Source organism: Streptomyces sp. NPDC027962 (assembly GCF_055566095.1).
In genome coordinates, this window is sequence record NZ_JBVHTA010000013.1 from 74535 (window position 1) to 92257 (window position 17723).

Here is a 17723-nt window from a genome sequence, read left to right on the forward strand (position 1 = left end):
CCATCGCTGGATCTCCTCTTCGTGGGAGGTCTTCCCGCTCCTACCCTCTGCCCGCGGGCGGCGCGAGGTTTCCGAGTCGTGTATTGTTTTGCGGTCCCAGCCGGCTGGGACCGCAAAGCCGACTATGTGCTTCGGTGCCTTGTCAGCGGTCACAGGCCGCCGGTGGCAACGGCAATGGCCACGATGGTACCGGCGGTCAGTGCCTTGACGGCGATGTCGGAAGCCCGGGCACCCATCGCGATGTTGGCGCCCACGCCACGCGCCGCCAGCTGCGGGCTCCGCCCGCGCGCCGACCCTGTCTGCGCCGCGTCGTCGGCGTCCTCCAGCACTTCGGCCAATGCGCCGCCTTCCAAGACCACGAACTCCTTGCCCTTGATCTGGAGGCGAGTTCCTGCCGCCACTCCTTGCACTTTCATCTCTTCGGTTGCCATGACAGTTCTCCTCGGCTGTTTGTTCGAGTGAGTGGAGATTTGGGGAATGGACCGTCGGCGGTCCGCCATTCCGACGAGGTTCGTGCGCGGGGCAGGGGTGCGGCCAACCGCCGTTCCGGGGCCCGCTGGCCGCATCGAAACCTCGTTCGCCTCGGGGCCCTTCTACTTCAGCCGGACGTTCGCCCCGAAGCCGTATTTCGGGAGCGTCTGGTCGTAGTACGTGCGCGGGAGCTTGTTATTCCCCGCTGTCGGAGTGGACAGGCTCCGGAGCTCCCGGCTGTAGCTGCGGAAGACGGCGAGGCTGACGGTCAGACAGTTGTTCGTCCACAGTCGGTACTCCGTACCGCGCAGCTTCTTCCACGTTGTGGTGGCGGCCGCCGAGAGCCGCTGGTGGGTCTTCTTGCAGCGGTAGCCGTCGTACCCCTGCTTCTTGAAGTTGTTCACCATGTCCCTTCCGGTCCAGCTCGACTTCGACCACGGCTTCGTGGAGTACGAGCCGAAGGTCCACCGGTCCGGGGCGGTCTGGAACGCCCAGGCCACATGTCCGGCCGCCGCGTCCACGCGGTAGGGGTACTTGAACATGCACACGTAGCCGGTTGGAGCGGCCTGAGCGGCCGGGGCCTGGACGAGCCCGCCGGCAAGGACAGCGCCGAGCGCCAGGCCGACAGCAGAGCGGCGGCCTCGTGAGGTACGGGACATCGCGGGGTTCTTCCCTTCGGTCGGATGATGAGGTCTCCGGTCAACGAACCGGATCTGCCATCACTCTCGCCGCCCGGGATTTTTCGCGAACCCCTTCTGACCTGCGCATTAAAAGCAACAATGAACGCAACAATGCGAAGGTCTGACGCAGGGGAGAGCATGGGCGTACGGGGACGCAAGGAGAAGCCGATCGACCGCGATGCCAGTCCGTGGCACGCGTTCATCGATGATCTACGGAAACTGCGTGGCGGTCAGAGTTTGACCACCGTGGGGGAGGCAATGGGGTACAGCTCCTCCCACCTCTCCCGCGCCCTGGATCCCCGCAACGGCAATCTCACCGAGGACTACGTACGGGCATACGCCCAGGCGTGCGGCGCGGACCCGGATGAATGGGCGCAGCGGCGCTCCGACGCCCTGCGGGCTTCCCAGCCGGAAGCGGAACCGTCCGCCGCGCCCGAAGCCAACGGCCTGTCCGAGCAGACCCTGTTACCAGAGGACGCCGCCAGCGCGCCCGAGACACTGGCCAACAGGCCGCGAGCGCCGTGGCGCCGCCCTGTCATCGTCGCCCTTGCCGCCGCTGGCTTTGTGGGGCTGGCGGGCACGGGGGTCACCGCATGGCTCGGCGACAGAGACAGAACCCCCTCTGCACCCACCACCCCCGAGCCCCTCGCTCAGCAGTGCCGCAGCGATTGGGCGCCGGTGCCGCAGGCTTCTTTGTACGTGATGCCGTGCATCGAACGCGATACCGACGGCGTCACGATCTCCGTCAAGGTCAAGGCGATCCCGCAGGACGGGATTCCGGGAGAAGTAACCGTGTGGCTCTGGCTTATGCACCAGGACCCGCAGATGATTGAGGACCGCACTTTTCATCTGACCCGGAACGAGTCGACTCTGCGCCGCTGCCGGGTCCACTTTGACAACGGCGACCGGGTCGAGACCTGCGGACCGTTCACGCTCGGTCCTCCGACCAAGGAGGGGGTGTACACCACCTCCAGCAGCGCCCGTATCCATGACTCCGTCTACCCGCCCGGTTGGGAAGACCCCGGATTCGCAGGTACCCAGGGCGGCTTGCTGCCCTTGAAGGGGGCTAACTAATCGGCGAAGTCGTCCCGTGTCGGCATTCACACCCTCCTTAGTTGATCTTGCTCATCAATTGGTCGATTCCCGAACAAGATCAAGTGGAGGGCGGTGCTCGTCACGGTTCCCGATCAGCGTCAGCATGCGGGGCCTCTTGCAAAGGGAAGATCATCAGGCTCATGCCCACGGGGATCGTTCCGGGCGCACGTGGCGGGTGCGCGGCGTCGTGGAGTTCGGCCGCGACATCGGCGAGCCGCTGCCTGGCCGCTTCCCACACCTCCGGCGCCACCCACAGTTCCGCGTCGACGGTTACCCCCTTGCCGTCTGGAGCCCGGCGTGCGGCGCGCTCTTGAAGGGTGTGCGCCAGGGTCGCTGCCAGCATCCGGGCCCCATCGCGGCGGTCGGACAGTGGGGAGCCGTGGACGGTTCGGTAGCGGCGCTCCCGGCCTCCGCGGCGGGTGCGTTCCTCGGCCAGTTCCACCAGACCGGCGGCATCCAGGCGCCGTAGGTGTCGGCTGGCCAGGGCATGCGAGATGTCCAGCTCACGAGCGAGTTCGGCGGCGGACATCGGTCCGGGCCACATGAGCGTGAGCATCCGCAGCCGCACGGGATGGGCGAGGGCCCTCAGGGCGGGGTCTGCGTCGGTCACGCCAGTCAGTAAAGCGCATGCCGCCACCACGGCACCCTACCGCCAACCATTCTGTTGGGGGTAGGGTGCCGAAGCCTGCGGAGCGAGATCATCAAGGGGGGCCGGGCATGGCCATGGGACTGTTCACGGTGCTGCGGGACCGCAACGCCCGCGTCTACCTGGCGGGAGTCATCGTCTCCGGCTTCGGGGACTCGGCCATGCTTCTGGCCTCCGGGGTCTGGGTGAAGGAGCTCACCGGTTCCGACAGCCTGGCCGCCCTGGTGGGTTTTTGCGCCTGGGCACCGGCCCTTGCGGGACCGTTCCTCGGCAACGTGGCCGACCGAATGCGCCGCCGCACGCTCCTGATCGCCACAAGCCTGGTGCTGGCCGCTGTCATGACGGCACCCATCGCCGTGCGCGCTCCGGAGGATGTCTGGCTGCTCTTCGCCGTGCTGACCATGGTGGGCACGGGAACCGTGCTCATGGACGCCGCCGAGACCGCGTTGATTGCCTCCGCAATACCGGGCGACATACGCGGGGACTTCAACGGCCTGTCCCGGGCCGCGATCGAGAGCACCAGCCTGCTCGGCCCTCTGATCGGCGCTGGCCTGTTCACTGTTCTGGGCGGCCCGACCGTCGCCCTGCTGAACGCGCTGTCCTTCCTGCTGGGCGCGGCCGCCTTCAGCCTGATCCGCGTGCGTGAAGCCGCGCCCGCACGTCGGTTACGGCGGAACTGGACCGCCGAGACCGCCGAAGGCGTCCGCTACCTGTGGCGGCACAGGGCGCTGCGAGCTCTGGTCGTCGCAGGCGGTTGTGCCATGGCGGCATCAAGCCTCAGCAGCACGGCGACCTACGCGCTCCTCGATACCGGGCTGCGGCAGCCCGCGGCATTCGCCGGCGTTCTCAGCTCGGTCCAAGGGCTCGGGTCGGTCATCGGCGGTCTGGCGACCGGGGCGCTCATGCGCCGCGTCCCGGCCCGCCTCCTGTCAGTGCTCGGCCTCACGCTCTTCGCCCTCGGGGCACTGGCCCGGGTCACCGGCTTCCTCCCCGTAGTGGTGGCCGGCAGCCTGCTCATCGGTCTGGGCCTGCCCTGGCCGCTCATCAGCGCCCTGACCACGGTCCAGAAGGAGACACCAGACGAACTGCTCGGCCGGGTGGCGGCCACCGCGAACACGCTGGTATTCGCACCGACCGGGCTCGCCATCCTCGCGGGCACAGCACTGGTGGCCACCCTGGACTACAGGGTTCAACTCCTCGCAGCCGGTGTGCTCGGCCTGACGACGGCCATGCTGCTCGCGATCACCGGCCGTCCCCGCGCCGTACCACCCGCCGGGCCGAACGCGAGTCACCGGCCGCACGAAGCCGACGCCGCGAAGAAGGGATGAACGACGCAGGACGAACCGAGGGCCGAGGAGACCCACACGCTCCTCCCCTTCCCGCAGGCAGTGGCTCTCCAGGAGTACACGCCCGCCGACCTGCGCGACATCGCCGGGGACGACCGCGATCCGTTTGAAGTCTCGACTCTGGGGCTGACCTGGCGCCCCAAGGAACAGCACTTCGGTATCAGGGCGGAGAACCGCCTGGTGGCCCATGCCTGCCGGGTCGCCGTACCCGTCTCCGTCGCCGACACTACTTTGCGGGTGGCCGGCCTGGGGGCGTGATCGTTGCACCGGAACTGCAAGGCCGCGGCTTGGCGAGGCTTGTTGTGTCCGCAGCCATGGCTCAGGCATCGGCACAGGGTCTGGAGTTCGGTCTCCTGTTCTGCCGCCCGGATCGTATGCCTGTCTACCGAAAGATGGGGTGGACTCCTCTACCCACTGACGTCATAGTCCAACAACCCGGCGGCAACCTCACTATGCCCCTGCCGGCCATGTGGACATCCCTTGGCGCCGCAGTGCCGTGGCCTCCTGGGGCGGTCCGCCTCCTGTCGCTGCCCATGTGACCCTGCCAGGGACACACCCAGGACCAGAACGTCCCAGCGTGAAGAGCCGTTCCGAGTTCTGCATCCCCCGAGGGGATCCAGCGCCCTATTGCTCTTCGAAGTTCTCGTCTGTGGCACGGGGGTCACGCAGGGGGCGCAAGCCCGGCTCCGACGGCCGGGTGAAGGCGTAGCGGCCGAGGAAGTTGATGTGGTCGTACTGGAGAGGTGAGAGCCTTGCAAGGAGTTCGTCGGTGACGGGGAAGCCGTCGGCGGCGAGCTGCTTCACAGCGGCGTCGATGTAGAGGCTGTTGAACAGCACCACGGCGTTGAGCGCCAGGCCGAGGGCGCCGAGCTGGTCCTCCATGCCCTCGCGGTAGTGCTGGCGCAGCTCCCCTCGCTGCCCGAAGAAGATCTTCCGGGCGAGACGGTGACGGGCCTCGGTGACGTTGAGCTGGGTACCGATCATCCGCCGGTATCCCTCGTCGGAGACGAACTGGAGCAGGTGCAGGGTCTTGAAGATCCGTCCGTAGTGGGCGAACGCGTAGCCCAGCCCGGTGGGCTTGCCGTCCCGGGAGAGCATGCGGATCAGGTCGTGACCGCGGACCTCGCCCAGGGTCAGGGAGCCCGCCACACGGAGCATGTCGCCCCAGTGGGCGCGTATCCGGTCCAGGCGGATCGTGTGGTTCGAGACCGGCTGGAGCGGCATTGGGGGCCGCACCATCTGCGGCCCTGCGGGATCTGCACGCGGCAGTGCTCCGTCACGACGACCCGGCCGTCCTCGGCGGCTCGGCCACCGCCGGCGGCTCTGTCTTCCCGGACGCAGTGCCCGCCTCGAAGGCTGCCTCGCGGCGTCCCAGGGCATCGTTGCCGCCGGTGTTGGCGCAGGCCCGGCCGCGTCGCACAGTAAACGAACTGCCCGGAAACGCAGGTAAGTTGATCGGCCGCGTCGCGGAGGTCGCCACACTGACCGCGCCCGCCCCCCACGATGCCGTCACCGTCGCGACGGTGGACGGGCCTGCCGGGGTCGGGAAGACATCGCTGCTGGTGCACGCGGCGTGGACGCTTCGCCCGCAGCACCCGGACGGCGTTCTCTTCCTCGATCTGCTCACGCACCGCTCACCGGTGGGCGAGCGCCCCTTGATGAAGCGGCTGCTCCAGCGGCTGCTGCGCACGCTCGGCACGGCCGACGCGGACGTTCCCCAGGACCGCGACGACCTGATCGCCGCATGGCGCGACGCCACCAGCGGGCTGCGGCTGCTGCTCGTTCTCGACGACGTGGGAAGCGCCGCGCAGGTGCGGCCACTGCTGCCTGCCGGTCCGGGCAGCCACGTGCTGGTGGCGGGACGGCGCAGGCTGACCGGACTGGACGCGGACCGGTGCGTGACCCTGGAGCCGCTGCCGACCGCCGACTCGATTGGTCTGCTGCGCCGCCTGATCGGCGAGGCGCGCACTGACGCCGACCTCAAGGCGGTCACCGACCTGGCGCGGCTGTGCGGGGGTCTGCCGCTGGCATTGCGGATCGCCGGCGCGCGGTTGCAGCACCGGCTGTCGTGGTCGCCGGCTCACCTAGCGGCGCGGATGGCGCGGGAGGAGCGGCGACTGGGCGAGCTGAGCGCCGGGGACCGCAGCGTGGAGGCCGCCTTCCACATGTCCTACGAGCAGTTGAGTGAGGCTCAGCAGCGGGCGTTCCGGCTGTTGGGCCATGCGCCGACGCCGGAGTTCGACGCGTGGACGCCGGCGGTGATGCTCGGGGTGGGCGTCGATGAGGCGGAGATCATGTTGGAGGAGCTGTACGACGCAAGCCTGGTGCTGCAGCCAGACCCGGGGCGGTACCGCCTCCACGACCTCGTGCGGGTCCACGCCCGGAAGCTGGCCGACGCCCGGCCCGAGGAGACGGCGCAAGCCCGCCGTAGGGCACTGCAGCTGTACGTCCATGCGGGCCGGCTCACCGGTGACGACGGCCGGGCATCGGACGGGGATCCGCAGCGGTTCGACTCCGCGCGGGACGCGGCGCGGTGGCTGGACGAGGCGGGGGCGGACCTGGCGGATGTACCGAGGTACGCGGCGGAGCATGGCGAGGACGTCCTGACGGCGCAGTTGGGTGTTGCGCTGCGGGACTACTTCCTCCACCACGATCGCTACGACGAGGGCCGCGCGGCGCTGACGACGGCGCTGCAAGCCGCGGGCGGAGCCGAGACCCGGCGCTGCGGGTCCTGGTGGCGGCGTCCTTCGGGTTGCTGGACTACCAGCAGGGCCGGCTCGCGCAGGGTGGCGACTGGTTCCGGCAGGCGCTGAAGTCCGCCCGCGAGAACGGCGACGAGACGATGGCGGCGCTGCCTGTGACCGGTCTGGCCATCCAGGACTTCTTGCAGGGGCGGTACGACACGGTGACGGCCACCATGGATGAGGTGCTGCCGGTCCTGAAACGGGCCGACGACGAGTGGGGAGTGTCGCTGGCATTGGCGCTGCGGTCGATGAGCCGGTTCATGCAGGGTGAGGTGCGCACAGCGTTCGCCGACGCGCGGGCGGCGCTCGCCGCGGCAGAGCGCAACGGCCGCCCGATTCCGGTCAGCCAGCGCCTCATCTCCCTTGCGGACGGGCATGCGGGGCTCGGCGAACGGGCGGAGGCACGGGCGGTGCTACTGCGCGCTGAGCGCTGCTGCGGGAGGCCGGTGACACGATGCTGCTGGCGTTGACGTTGACACGGCTGGGGTCGGTCGCGGAGGACCTTGCAGAGGCGCAACGCCGCCATCGCCAGGCGTTGGCGCTGCACGCAGGCATCTCGCAGAGTTCGGAGCCGCACCGCACGCGGCTCGAGATGGAGATCCGGCGCCGCCTGGGTCAGTCGTACGCGGCAGCAGGTGCGCGGGCGCGGGCACGACGCGAATTCCGTGCGGCACTGGCCCTGGAACGAGCAGCTGAACACCCGGACCTACAGGAGACGTTGCGGGCTTCGCTGGCGGAGGTGGACAGGGAGTGAGTCGGCGTCACCGGCCGGGCGCCGGGCGTCACCAACCGGGAACTTCGACGGTGCGCATTCACGCGTCGCTTCCTCGGTTAATCTGGGTCATGAACTCACGGTTGGCGGCGCGGGCGGCGGCGAGGTCGTCGTCGCGGTCCTGGAGCTTGAGCTCCAGGTCGACGACTTGCTGTTCGAGGGTGGTGATCCGGGCCTTTAGCTGTTCGGTGTCGTCGGGGCCGCCGATGCCGGACTCGCGCCAGACCTGCTCGCCCAGGACCTCGCTGAGCCGGGCTTCGAGACGACGGGCCTGGGCGGCGAGCCGGGCGGTGCGGGCGTCGGCGGCCACCAGGTCGGCCTGCAACGAGGCCCGGCTGACGGTCGGCCCCCGGCCGCCGGGGACCGTGGGCGGCTCGGCGGCCTGGGCGTGGACCTGGAGGAGCAGGTCGCGGTGGCGGTAGAGGAAGGTGCGGTCGACGCCCGCGCGGCGGGCGATGGCCGCGACGCTGACCTCGGAGCCGTCCTTCGCGGCCTCAAGGGCGGCAAGCACGCGCTGGCGGCGTCGGCCGGTGTCGGCCATTCGGCCGTCCAACATCGCCTGGACGGCCGGGTCGGTTGTGGTCATACGGGTCGCTCCGGTCGCAGGTCGGGCAGCGGCTGGCGGATGCGGGGCATGCCGAGGAAGCCCAGTCGGGTCTTGCGGACGATCGCGGCGGCCTGCTGGATCTCGCTGCGCTCGGCCTCGATGATCGCGTCGACGTCTTCGGTGACGCGGCGGACCAGGCGTCGGACGCGGGTGATTTCCTCGTCTGACGGGGTGGCCTCGGCGCGGGCCCAGTCGTCGGCCTCGGTCATCGACCGCAGCTTCTCCCGCTGCCGTAGCAGCCCGTCGAGGTAGGCGCGGAGTTCGGGGAGGTAGGAGACGTCGGTGGAGAAGTGGTCGCAGCCCACACAGCGGAAGCGCAGCGGGCAGGCGCCTCCGCCGGCGGCTACGTTGGAGGGCTCGGAGCAGGTGCCGAAGGGAATGTGGACCGAGCCGACCGCCCGGCGGGTGCGCTCGGCGTCGAGGACGGTGGTGACCTTGCCCCAGATCCGGGTGCCGTGACGGTCGAACTGCATCTGGGTGACGCGATCGACCACCTCACGCAGGCGCACTTCTTTAACTCGTAATGGTGGAGTCGGGTATTGGAACCTGCGGAATGCCATGCCCTCGGAGGACGGGGGCAGCAGCCCAGAACCCGTTCGGTAGTGTCGGCGTCCTGCCGCTTGCTGCCTTGAAGGAGACCCTCGTTCCGATGACGACGTCGCTTGGTGACGCATCGCTTGCTCGCTTCCAGCTGCCTAGGATCGGAACTGGGGTGGACATCCATCCGTTCGCGGTAGGGCGGCCACTGCGTCTCGCCGGATTGGACTGGCCGGACGAGCCGGTGGGCCTGGCGGGCGAGCCTGACGGTGATGTCGTCGTTCATGCCGCATGCAACGCATTGCTGACAGCTGCGGATCTCGGCGATCTCGGCGCCCATTTCGACACCTCCACCCCTGAATGGGAGGGGGCCGCTCCGACCGTGCTGCTGGCTGAGACCGCCCGCCTGGTCAGGGACGCCGGATTCGAGATCGGCAATGTTTCGGTGCAGCTGATCGGAGAGCGCCCCAAGCTGGGACCCCGCCGTGCAGAGGCCCAGAAGATCCTCGCGGCTGCCCTCGGCGCCCCGGTGTTCATCGGTGCCGCCACTCCCGAGGGGCTGGGCTGGATCGGCCGTGGCGATGGCCTGGCTGCCATCGCCAACGCACTGATTATCGAGTTGCCGAGCGTCATCGACGGCGGCTGACCTCAGCCGCGTAGGCGCCCCAGTCTCCGGCGGCGGCTCGCTGCCATTTGACGGCGACGGTGATGTCGATGCCGAGGGTGCGGGCGAGGACCGCGGCGGGCAGCTCGGTGGCGAGCTGGAACAGCGCGGTCGAGCGGGCTTCCGCGAGGCGGATGCCGAGTTTGCGGAGCCGTTCGCCCATGGCCCAGGCACTGATCGGACGGCCGGGTTGGCCTCCGGGGAACAGCCAGGGTGAGTCTGTCCGGCCGAGGACGGCATGGCTGCGGCGAACCTCGACCTGCTGGAGGGCCAGTTCAGCGACGGGTGCGGGAAGCTCAACCGGGACGGCGCTGAGGCGGATACGGACCGCTCCGCCCGTCTCCTCGATGTGGTCGACGGTGAGGCGGGAGATCGCTGCGGGCCACTGGGCATAGAGGAGCAACAGCAGGCCGGCGAGGCGGTCTGCGGACTTGAGGGTGTCGTCGTGCAGCAGGCGTCGGGCGGTGGCCCAGCGGGCTTCGTCGTCCATCGCCTGGGAAGGGCCGTTCCATCGCTCGGCCGGGAAGCTGAGATCACGAACGATCTTCTGGGCCAGGGCCCAGCGCACGAAGTGGCCTGCCTCCTGGCGAAGACGGACATCGTCGCTGGTCATCCAGCGTTCGATGTCGCTCTGGCGACAGGAGGCAAGGGTCAGGTTCTGGCCCTCGAGCCAGTTCAGGAGATAGACGGCTGCCCGCAGATGTTGCCGTGCGACCGTGAGTTGGTAGTAGGTGATCTCTTTGCCGCGGCTGCGACGGCGAAGTCGGCGCAGGAGGTGCCACGTCGCGTATCGGTGCAGGATTTTCCGTCCCTCGGTGGTCGCGTGGGAGGTGACGAGGTCTTTCACGTGCCGTTCGAGACGGACCATCTGCTCGTCCCGTTTCGGCAGGGCAGCGGTGGCGACGAGACCGCTGCGGATGTGTTCGACGACCTTGCCTTCGGGGAGTTCGTCCAGGGCTTCGTGGGTGAGGGGGCGGCGGCCGGAGCCGAGATCGGACAGGACAGTGGAGACTATGCCCTTGGAGAGCCAGCGCATTGCGGTGCCGGCCCTTTCGGTGCTGGCCAGGGCCTCGTGGAGGGTCTGCAGTTTCGGGGCTATGGAGCCGGTGTCATCGGCGAGGAGCTCGTGGAGCCGCTGTTTGAGGGTGCAGCGCGGGCACGGACCGGAGGCTCGCAGGCGTTCGGCTTGTCCGCAGGTGGGACAGGGGCGCCAGAGCTCGGGGTCCGGTGCGGTGCAGGGTCCGCAGACCGGGGCGTCGCCGGTGCCGGAGTGGATGCCGCGGAGTCGTCCGCAGACGATGCAGTGAGCTGGGCGTCTGTCGCAGCCGCCGCAGCGGGGCAGGCCGGTCAGACGGGAGTGGGTGCAAGGTGCGATGCGTCCGCAGATCGAGCAGACCAGGACCGGCAGCGGGCAGCAGGTGGGGCAGAGAGGGCCATCGGCAGTGCGGTTCTGTACTCGCCGCCGTTCGCCGCAGCCGACGCAGACCTCGACGTTCGCGGGGTCGGTGACCAGGCAGTTCGGACACAGCGGTCGCCCCTTGGCGTCGCGGATGGCCGGTTCGCGCCGGGCTCCGCAGCGTACGCATTCTTCGACGCGGGACTTCGCGATGCAGTTGCGGCAGACCCGCTGCCCGTCGAGCGGCTTGTCGATGCGGACCACCCGGTGACAGCGAGGACAGGCCGGCCTCGCGATCCCGGCGACGCCTGCCTCGTGCTCGCGCGGCCCCGAGCCGCGGGCCCCCTTGTCATGGCGGACGTGGAGCTTGCCGAAACGGCCCAGGTCCCACTTGATGTCGTCCAGGTCGAGCCCGCATGCCTCGCTCACCCGCAGGCCGACCTGGGACATCAGCTTCGAGGCGGTGTAGTTCCGGGCCGTCGGGGCGAACTTCCGGCAGGTCGCCAGCCCGCCGCCCCAGCCCGTGAACAGCGTCCCGATCTCCGGCTCACTCGGCGGGATCCGCAGCTGAGCGTCCTTTGGCCCCGCGCGGCCGGTTCATCTCGTCGATCGGGCACTCGACCACCCGGCCGGTCATCCGGTGCAGCTCGACCTTGTGCCGCAACTCCAGGAACATGAAGTACGTGCTCAGCGCCTGTGACCGGCCCAGCCGAGTGCCGCTGGGCGAGTGCCGCAGCACCTTCCCGAAGTACATGTCCGCGTCGGCGGGCTCCATGTCCCACAGCGGCCGGCCGAACCAGGACCTGATCTGATCCAGGTGACCGACGTCCCCGCGGATCGTGCCGTCCGCCAGCCCTGCCGAGGCCCGCGCGAGAACGAACCCGGACAGCACGTCGGTCTCGAACCGCTCCAGCTCCTCCGCCGACGCGGGCGCCCAGTGCTCACGCAGATCCCGTACGACCGCCAGCGCCGCCAACCCGAGCCCCCTCACCTTCGGCCCGACTGCGGATCGGTCGGACAAGATGAGAACGCTGCAAAAATCCCGAAGTTACGTCACGAGACCACAGAGCACACGAAGGAGGAACAACCCCCTGGCCGCGGGGGCAGGGACTCAGCGGGGCTCAGGGGAACTCACGGGATGTCGCACAGTAGGCGAGCGTCATGTCGTCGACGACGAGCAGCGTGCCGCTGCGGCCCTTGGGCGACAGGTTGACGTGCCCGTCCCCGGCCAGCGGCGCGGTGGCCGTGAAGAACACCGGCTGTGCCTCGATGAAGTCGCGAAGGCGGCCTTCTATGCGTTCATACGTTTTCCCCATGACCGGATTATCGAGCACGGGTTGGCGTCGCCGGGGGGAGGCCGAGACGGTCGCGCGTCACGGTCATCACGAAATCGCTGAACAGGTGCGTGCACTGCCTGAGCAACCGGTCCACCTCCCCGTCGCCCGGCGGGACTTCGTCCACCCAGCGGCGGAGCTGCACGGCGGACTCCGCGTTCCGCCGCAGGTCGCGGTCGGGATCGTCCAGTACCGCGACCGCCGCGCGGAGTTCCCGGAGTCCGCCCTGGGCGCGCAGCAGCCGGAAAGCGGCCCTGCGCGTGTGAGTCGGCCACCGCGGCGAGAGCCGCTCGTCGAGCGGGTCCGCGGACAGGCTCCGCGCGTACGGCAGCAGGGCCCGGACCGCTTCGTGAGCCACCGCCGCCGAGGGGTCGTCCACCAGGGGCAGCATCTCCGCCACGGTCACCGACTCGAGCCGCCGCAGCCCTGCGGCGGCCTGGGCGCGTACTGCCGCGGCAGGGTGGGCCAGGAAGGGGCGGAGCATCTCCGCGTCCTCGCGCCTGCCGCACTCCGACAGCCCAGCCACGGCGTACGGCTCGACTGCCGCGGGGTCGGTGCACCGCTCGAGGTACCAGGCGTGCGGGTCGCCGCCGTCCTGGCTCACCAGCCAGCGGGCGCAGGCCCGCACCAGGCCCGACCGGTCGGTGAGGTGGGCTGCCGCCTCCCCCGACCGCCCGGCCCGTCGCAGAGCGGTCACTCCGGCCGACCTTACGAGTGGCGCCCGCGCGCCGAGAAGGGTGTCGACGGCCTTGACGTCCGTTTTGTCGGCCGCCATCGCGGCGAGCGCCGCGTCCGACCACAGCCGCCACAGCAGCGGGTCCAGGTCGTCGGCCGCGCGCTGCGCCAGGCCCCGGACGCCGAGCAGTCCCTCGTCGAGGCTGATGCGGGCGGCGAGCCGCCGCGTAGCCGTGTCCCTGCTGTCGCGCAGCAGGCCGAGCACCGGATGCGGCGGCTTGCGCAGTGCCTCCTCGAAGAGATCGCGTGCCCACGCCCCTTCGTCCCGGCGGCCGAGCCGCAGCACCAGCGGCGTGAGGGTGCGCAACATGTCCTCTGGGGAGGACCGGAGCCGTTCCGCGAGGAGGAGGCGGGCCCGCTCGCGCACGGGTGCCACCCAGTCCGCGCACCGCACCACGACGAGATGCCAGAAGGCAGGTGTGTCGGGCTCCCTGTGGAGGGCGGCCTGACGCACCCGGCCGTCGGGGTGGCAGAGCGCCGTCTCGGTCCGCGCCTTCAGCTGCTGGGCCATGCCCTGTTCCCACCGGCCGAGGTCCCGGACCCCGAGGTCCAGCGCGATCCAGCAGTCCGGGTCCTGGAAGCTGAGGACATGGGAAGCGCCGACTCCCTGGACCAGATACCTCGCGGCTTCGCGGCCCGCTGTGATGTCCCATCGCCTGCCCGCGTTCATGCGCCCTCCCCGTGCCGGTCCGTCCACCGACCCTATGAGTCGGACACTCTCTGCGACCAGGTGTTTTCCGCGCCGATTGACAAAGCATACGGAGGATTGCATAGTTATACCCATCAGCGTTTGCACCGTAAGGAGAAACCCGTGACCGAGCGCGTCGTACTCGCCTACTCGGGCGGCCTGGACACCTCCGTCGCCATCGGCTGGATCGCCGAGGAGACGGGCGCCGAGGTCATCGCCGTTGCCGTGGATGTCGGCCAGGGCGGCGAGGACCTGGACGTCATCCGCAAGCGCGCGCTCGCCTGCGGTGCGGTGGAGGCCGAGGTCGCCGACGCCAAGGACGAGTTCGCCGAGGAGTACTGCCTCCCCGCGATCAAGGCCAACGCCCTCTACATGGACCGCTATCCGCTGGTCTCCGCGCTCTCCCGGCCGACGATCGTCAAGCACCTCGTCGCCGCAGCCAAGAAGCACGGCGCCACCACCGTCGCCCACGGCTGCACCGGCAAGGGCAACGACCAGGTGCGGTTCGAGGCCGGCATCGTCGCCCTCGCCCCCGAGCTGAAGTGCATCGCCCCGGTCCGTGACTACGCGATGACCCGGGACAAGGCGATCGCCTTCTGCGAGGAGAAGCAGCTCCCGATCGCCACCACCAAGAAGTCGCCGTACTCGATCGACCAGAACGTCTTCGGGCGGGCCGTCGAGACCGGCTTCCTGGAGGACATCTGGAACGCGCCGATCGAGGACATCTACGAGTACACCTCGAATCCGGCGGAGGCCCGCGAGGCCGACGAGGTCGTCATCTCCTTCAAGGCGGGCGTCCCGGTCGCCGTCGACGGCAAGCCGGTCACCGTCCTGCAGGCCATCCAGCAGCTCAACGAGCGTGCCGGCGCCCAGGGCATCGGCCGGATCGACATGGTCGAGGACCGGCTCGTCGGCATCAAGTCCCGCGAGGTCTACGAGGCCCCCGGTGCGATCGCGCTGATCACCGCCCACCAGGAGCTGGAGAACGTCACCGTCGAGCGCGAGCTCGCCCGGTACAAGCGGCAGGTCGAGCAGCGCTGGGGCGAGCTGGTTTACGACGGCCTGTGGTTCTCCCCGCTCAAGCGCGCCCTGGACGGGTTCATCAACGAGGCCAACCAGCACGTCACCGGCGACATCCGGATGACCCTGCACGGCGGCCGGGCCGTCGTCACCGGCCGGAAGTCGGACGAGTCGCTGTACGACTTCAACCTCGCCACCTACGACTCGGGCGACACCTTCGACCAGTCCAAGGCCCAGGGCTTCATCGAGATCTTCGGCCTCTCGCAGAAGATCGCCGCCAAGCGGGACCTCGCGTAACCCGCACGCGTTGTACAGACCGCCTCCCCGCACCGTCCCGGCACGGGGAGGCGGTGGCACATCCGAACCTTTCAGGAGCTTGAACTGTGAGCAGCAAGAACGGTGACGTCCGGCTCTGGGGCGGCCGCTTCGCCGACGGCCCGGCAGAGGCGCTGGCCAAGCTGTCCGCGTCGGTGCACTTCGACTGGCGTCTCGCGCCGTACGACATCGCCGGCTCCCGCGCCCACGCCCGCGTCCTCAACAAGGCGGGGCTGCTCACCGAGGACGAGCTGACGCGCATGCTGGCCGGCCTCGACCAGCTCGAAGCGGACGTGGCATCCGGCGACTTCGTCGGCACCATCGCCGACGAGGACGTCCACACCGCCCTCGAGCGCGGCCTGCTCGAGCGGCTCGGCCCCGACCTCGGCGGCAAGCTCCGCGCCGGCCGGTCCCGCAACGACCAGGTCGCCACCCTGTTCCGGATGTACCTGCGCGACCACGCCCGGGTCATCGGCGCTCTCGTCGCCGACCTCCAGGACGCCCTCGTCGGCCTCGCCGAGGCGCACCCGGACGTCGCCATGCCGGGGCGTACGCACCTCCAGCACGCTCAGCCCGTACTCTTCGCCCACCATGTGCTCGCGCACGTCCAGTCGCTGTCGCGGGACGCCGAACGGCTGCGTCAGTGGGACACCCGGACCGCCGTTTCCCCGTACGGCTCCGGTGCGCTCGCCGGCTCCTCGCTCGGGCTCGATCCGGAGGCGGTCGCCGCCGACCTCGGCTTCGAGCGCGGCTCGGCCGGCAACTCGATCGACGGCACGGCCTCCCGGGACTTCGTCGCCGAGTTCGCGTTCATCACCGCCATGATCGGCGTGAACCTGTCGAGGATCGCCGAGGAGGTCATCATCTGGAACACGAAGGAGTTCTCCTTCGTGACCCTCCACGACGCCTTCTCCACCGGCTCCTCGATCATGCCGCAGAAGAAGAACCCGGACATCGCGGAGCTGGCGCGCGGCAAGTCCGGCCGGCTGATCGGCAATCTGACCGGGCTGCTCGCGACGCTGAAGGCCCTCCCGCTCGCATACAACCGCGACCTGCAGGAGGACAAGGAGCCGGTCTTCGACTCCTGCGACCAACTCGAGGTGCTGCTCCCGGCGTTCACCGGGATGATGGCCACGCTCACGGTCAACCGGGAGCGGATGGAGGAGCTCGCCCCGGCCGGCTTCTCGCTCGCCACGGACATCGCCGAGTGGCTGGTCAAGCAGGGCGTGCCGTTCCGTGTGGCGCACGAGGTCGCGGGCGAGTGCGTCAAGGAGTGCGAGCAGCAGGGCATCGAGCTGGACCAGCTCACGGACGAGCAGTTCGCGAAGATCTCCGCGCACCTCACGCCCGAGGTCCGCACCGTCCTGAACGTCCCCGGAGCCCTGGCCTCCCGCAACGGCCGGGGCGGCACGGCCCCTTCGGCGGTGGCTGCCCAGCTCAACGAGGTCAAGGCCGACCTGGTGATACAGCACGCCTGGGCGGACGCCAAGAAGTAGTGGCAGTTCTCAGAGCGCCGCCGCCCAGTCCGCCGGCGCGTCGAAGTCCGGTTCGGTCAGCCCATCCGTTCGTCGACGCGCAGCAGCAGGGTGGCGGCGAGGTGGTTCTGCTCCACGTACTCGTGCTCGAACTACGTGATGTCGTCGTCGATCCAGGCGAACGGGCGCCCCGCGGCGTACCGGAGGGTGTACGGCGTCTTGCCGAAGGTCCCGCGGGGCGCCCGTCCGTGCATCTGTGGCCAGTCGATGAAGGGCGGCTCGGGCAGGCCCGGAGGCCGGCCTGTCCAGTCGTTCGCCTCACCCTTCCACGTCGTGGCCCGTACCCGCTCGTAGTGCTCGGCGAGCGCCGACACCTGGGTGCCGTGTCCGATTTGGAGCCACACCCGCAGCGGCTTGCCCCCGTCCGAGCCGTCGGCCGCATCCGGTGGGTCGGGTAACCCGCCGGCCTGCGCTCGGGTTTCGCGGCGTACGGACTGGCGGGCCGTCGACTTCGGTCAACAGCAACGGCTTCATGCGCGACTCCTGGCGGGGAGCGGCTCAGTCGATCCGCCCGCAGATGTCGATCACCGAACCGTGGGCCATGGTCACGGTCCTGTAGCCGGACGAGCTGATGTCCAGCGTGTACACGCCGTCGACGATGTACAGGCCCCGGTCGAGATCACCCTCGCCGATGCCGACGAGCACCGGTCCCAGTACCGACCAGAACTGGGAGCCGTCCGTGCGGTAGTCGACCACCGCGGTACCGCTCGCGTCCGCGTCGTAGAAGTCGCCCGTGTCCTTGTTGGTGACCCGGATGACCAGGTCCCCCTTGTACGCGACCCGCTTCGGCGACCCGTCCGGGTGGGTTTCCAGCACGCGCTGCACCACCTCGTCGACGATGGGCTCGCCGTGGACGGCGAAGTCGCACCGCACACCCGCGGCGACGTCCCACGGCGCGGACGGCGCAGGCTCCCAGCCGAGGTCAGTGGCGGCAGCGACGGCTCGCTCAGCGGCGGAGAGCTCCAAGGCGGACGCGGACGCGGGTGCCGCGCTCATCAGAGTGGTGGCGGCAACTGCCGTCAGAGCAACAACGGTTCGTCGCATGATGTCTCCCTGGGGAAGAGGTCCGGCTGTCCGGCACAGCTTCTCCGAGGTCTCTGACCACGCTCTCACCACGGCTTTCCGGCGACGGCGGTGC

General features: G+C 69.6%; 20 protein-coding genes and 2 pseudogenes. 10 read left to right on the forward strand and 12 right to left on the reverse strand.

What is annotated here, in order from left to right; genetic code table 11:
- Nucleotides 1-149: 149 nt before the first annotated feature.
- Both ACZ4SA_RS14990 and ACZ4SA_RS14995 read right to left on the reverse strand, forming a co-directional pair.
- Nucleotides 150-431, reverse strand: a complete 282-nt coding sequence (locus ACZ4SA_RS14990; RefSeq protein ID WP_468274052.1) for a hypothetical protein — start codon at nucleotides 429-431, stop codon at nucleotides 150-152.
- Nucleotides 432-593: 162 nt separating this feature from the next.
- Nucleotides 594-1130 (reverse strand): hypothetical protein, encoded by a 537-nt coding sequence (locus ACZ4SA_RS14995; protein WP_468274054.1) that lies wholly within the window; start codon nucleotides 1128-1130, stop codon nucleotides 594-596.
- 159 nt (nucleotides 1131-1289) lie between these two features.
- On the opposite strand from ACZ4SA_RS14995, the gene ACZ4SA_RS15000 reads away from it, so the two are divergent.
- A complete protein-coding gene (locus ACZ4SA_RS15000; RefSeq protein WP_468274056.1) occupies nucleotides 1290-2225 on the forward strand; it encodes a helix-turn-helix domain-containing protein in 936 nt (311 codons plus the stop codon).
- Between the two features lie 100 nt (nucleotides 2226-2325).
- Here the strand turns inward: ACZ4SA_RS15000 and ACZ4SA_RS15005 are convergent, their stop codons facing one another.
- Nucleotides 2326-2856: an ArsR/SmtB family transcription factor gene (locus tag ACZ4SA_RS15005; protein WP_468274058.1), complete on the reverse strand. Its 531-nt coding sequence runs from the start codon at nucleotides 2854-2856 to the stop codon at nucleotides 2326-2328.
- A 107-nt stretch (nucleotides 2857-2963) separates the two neighbouring features.
- On the opposite strand from ACZ4SA_RS15005, the gene ACZ4SA_RS15010 reads away from it, so the two are divergent.
- The 3 genes from ACZ4SA_RS15010 to ACZ4SA_RS15020 are packed head-to-tail and all read left to right on the forward strand — an operon-like array spanning nucleotide 2964 to nucleotide 4777.
- Nucleotides 2964-4220, forward strand: a complete 1257-nt coding sequence (locus ACZ4SA_RS15010; RefSeq protein ID WP_468274060.1) for an MFS transporter — start codon at nucleotides 2964-2966, stop codon at nucleotides 4218-4220.
- Between the two features lie 60 nt (nucleotides 4221-4280).
- Nucleotides 4281-4496 (forward strand): hypothetical protein, encoded by a 216-nt coding sequence (locus ACZ4SA_RS15015; protein ID WP_468274062.1) that lies wholly within the window; start codon nucleotides 4281-4283, stop codon nucleotides 4494-4496.
- Between the two features lie 44 nt (nucleotides 4497-4540).
- Nucleotides 4541-4777, forward strand: a complete 237-nt coding sequence (locus ACZ4SA_RS15020; protein ID WP_468274266.1) for a hypothetical protein — start codon at nucleotides 4541-4543, stop codon at nucleotides 4775-4777.
- Between the two features lie 85 nt (nucleotides 4778-4862).
- Here ACZ4SA_RS15020 and ACZ4SA_RS15025 read toward each other — a convergent pair whose 3' ends face one another.
- On the reverse strand, nucleotides 4863-5618 hold the full coding sequence (locus ACZ4SA_RS15025) for a Tn3 family transposase (RefSeq protein WP_468274064.1): 756 nt from the start codon (nucleotides 5616-5618) through the stop codon (nucleotides 4863-4865).
- A gap of 71 nt (nucleotides 5619-5689) precedes the next feature.
- On the opposite strand from ACZ4SA_RS15025, the gene ACZ4SA_RS15030 reads away from it, so the two are divergent.
- The 3 genes from ACZ4SA_RS15030 to ACZ4SA_RS15040 are packed head-to-tail and all read left to right on the forward strand — an operon-like array spanning nucleotide 5690 to nucleotide 7736.
- Nucleotides 5690-7051 carry a hypothetical protein gene (locus ACZ4SA_RS15030; protein ID WP_468274067.1) on the forward strand — a complete coding sequence of 454 codons (1362 nt, stop codon included), beginning with the start codon at nucleotides 5690-5692 and terminating at the stop codon, nucleotides 7049-7051.
- On the forward strand, nucleotides 6991-7452 hold the full coding sequence (locus ACZ4SA_RS15035; RefSeq protein WP_468274069.1) for a hypothetical protein: 462 nt from the start codon (nucleotides 6991-6993) through the stop codon (nucleotides 7450-7452). The genes ACZ4SA_RS15030 and ACZ4SA_RS15035 overlap by 61 nt, the downstream gene beginning before the upstream one ends.
- Nucleotides 7449-7736: a hypothetical protein gene (locus ACZ4SA_RS15040; protein WP_468274072.1), complete on the forward strand. Its 288-nt coding sequence runs from the start codon at nucleotides 7449-7451 to the stop codon at nucleotides 7734-7736. Before ACZ4SA_RS15035 ends, ACZ4SA_RS15040 begins: the two co-directional genes overlap by 4 nt.
- A 58-nt stretch (nucleotides 7737-7794) precedes the next feature.
- Here ACZ4SA_RS15040 and ACZ4SA_RS15045 read toward each other — a convergent pair whose 3' ends face one another.
- Complete coding sequence (locus ACZ4SA_RS15045; protein WP_468274075.1) at nucleotides 7795-8340, reverse strand: hypothetical protein; 546 nt, start codon at nucleotides 8338-8340, stop codon at nucleotides 7795-7797.
- Complete coding sequence (locus ACZ4SA_RS15050; protein ID WP_468274077.1) at nucleotides 8337-8870, reverse strand: hypothetical protein; 534 nt, start codon at nucleotides 8868-8870, stop codon at nucleotides 8337-8339. The genes ACZ4SA_RS15045 and ACZ4SA_RS15050 overlap by 4 nt, the downstream gene beginning before the upstream one ends.
- 140 nt (nucleotides 8871-9010) lie before the next feature.
- Between ACZ4SA_RS15050 and ispF the strand changes: the two genes are divergently transcribed.
- Entirely contained in the window at nucleotides 9011-9544 is a 534-nt protein-coding gene (ispF, locus tag ACZ4SA_RS15055) for a 2-C-methyl-D-erythritol 2,4-cyclodiphosphate synthase (RefSeq protein WP_468274080.1), read from the forward strand.
- Here ispF and ACZ4SA_RS15060 read toward each other — a convergent pair.
- The 4 genes and pseudogenes from ACZ4SA_RS15060 to ACZ4SA_RS15075 all read right to left on the reverse strand — a co-directional run bounded on the left by ACZ4SA_RS15060 (nucleotide 9528) and on the right by ACZ4SA_RS15075 (nucleotide 13697).
- Nucleotides 9528-11408, reverse strand: coding sequence for a site-specific integrase (locus ACZ4SA_RS15060; protein ID WP_468274082.1), 1881 nt, complete (start codon nucleotides 11406-11408; stop codon nucleotides 9528-9530). The two genes, ispF and ACZ4SA_RS15060, sit on opposite strands and share 17 nt — an antisense overlap.
- 97 nt (nucleotides 11409-11505) lie before the next feature.
- Nucleotides 11506-11979 carry a hypothetical protein gene (locus ACZ4SA_RS15065; protein WP_468274085.1) on the reverse strand — a complete coding sequence of 158 codons (474 nt, stop codon included), beginning with the start codon at nucleotides 11977-11979 and terminating at the stop codon, nucleotides 11506-11508.
- Between the two features lie 127 nt (nucleotides 11980-12106).
- A pseudogene (locus ACZ4SA_RS15070) lies at nucleotides 12107-12274 on the reverse strand (pyridoxamine 5'-phosphate oxidase family protein); the annotation flags it as partial.
- A 7-nt stretch (nucleotides 12275-12281) separates the two neighbouring features.
- Nucleotides 12282-13697, reverse strand: a complete 1416-nt coding sequence (locus ACZ4SA_RS15075; protein ID WP_468274088.1) for a hypothetical protein — start codon at nucleotides 13695-13697, stop codon at nucleotides 12282-12284.
- A gap of 141 nt (nucleotides 13698-13838) precedes the next feature.
- On the opposite strand from ACZ4SA_RS15075, the gene ACZ4SA_RS15080 reads away from it, so the two are divergent.
- Entirely contained in the window at nucleotides 13839-15032 is a 1194-nt protein-coding gene (locus ACZ4SA_RS15080) for an argininosuccinate synthase (RefSeq protein ID WP_468274090.1), read from the forward strand.
- An 86-nt stretch (nucleotides 15033-15118) separates the two neighbouring features.
- A complete protein-coding gene (argH, locus tag ACZ4SA_RS15085) occupies nucleotides 15119-16546 on the forward strand; it encodes an argininosuccinate lyase (protein ID WP_468274092.1) in 1428 nt (475 codons plus the stop codon).
- Between the two features lie 9 nt (nucleotides 16547-16555).
- On the opposite strand, the pseudogene ACZ4SA_RS15090 reads toward argH, so the two are convergent.
- Both ACZ4SA_RS15090 and ACZ4SA_RS15095 read right to left on the reverse strand, forming a co-directional pair.
- A pseudogene (locus tag ACZ4SA_RS15090) lies at nucleotides 16556-17059 on the reverse strand (hypothetical protein).
- A gap of 24 nt (nucleotides 17060-17083) precedes the next feature.
- Entirely contained in the window at nucleotides 17084-17629 is a 546-nt protein-coding gene (locus tag ACZ4SA_RS15095; protein WP_468274093.1) for a hypothetical protein, read from the reverse strand.
- Nucleotides 17630-17723 lie beyond the last annotated feature (94 nt).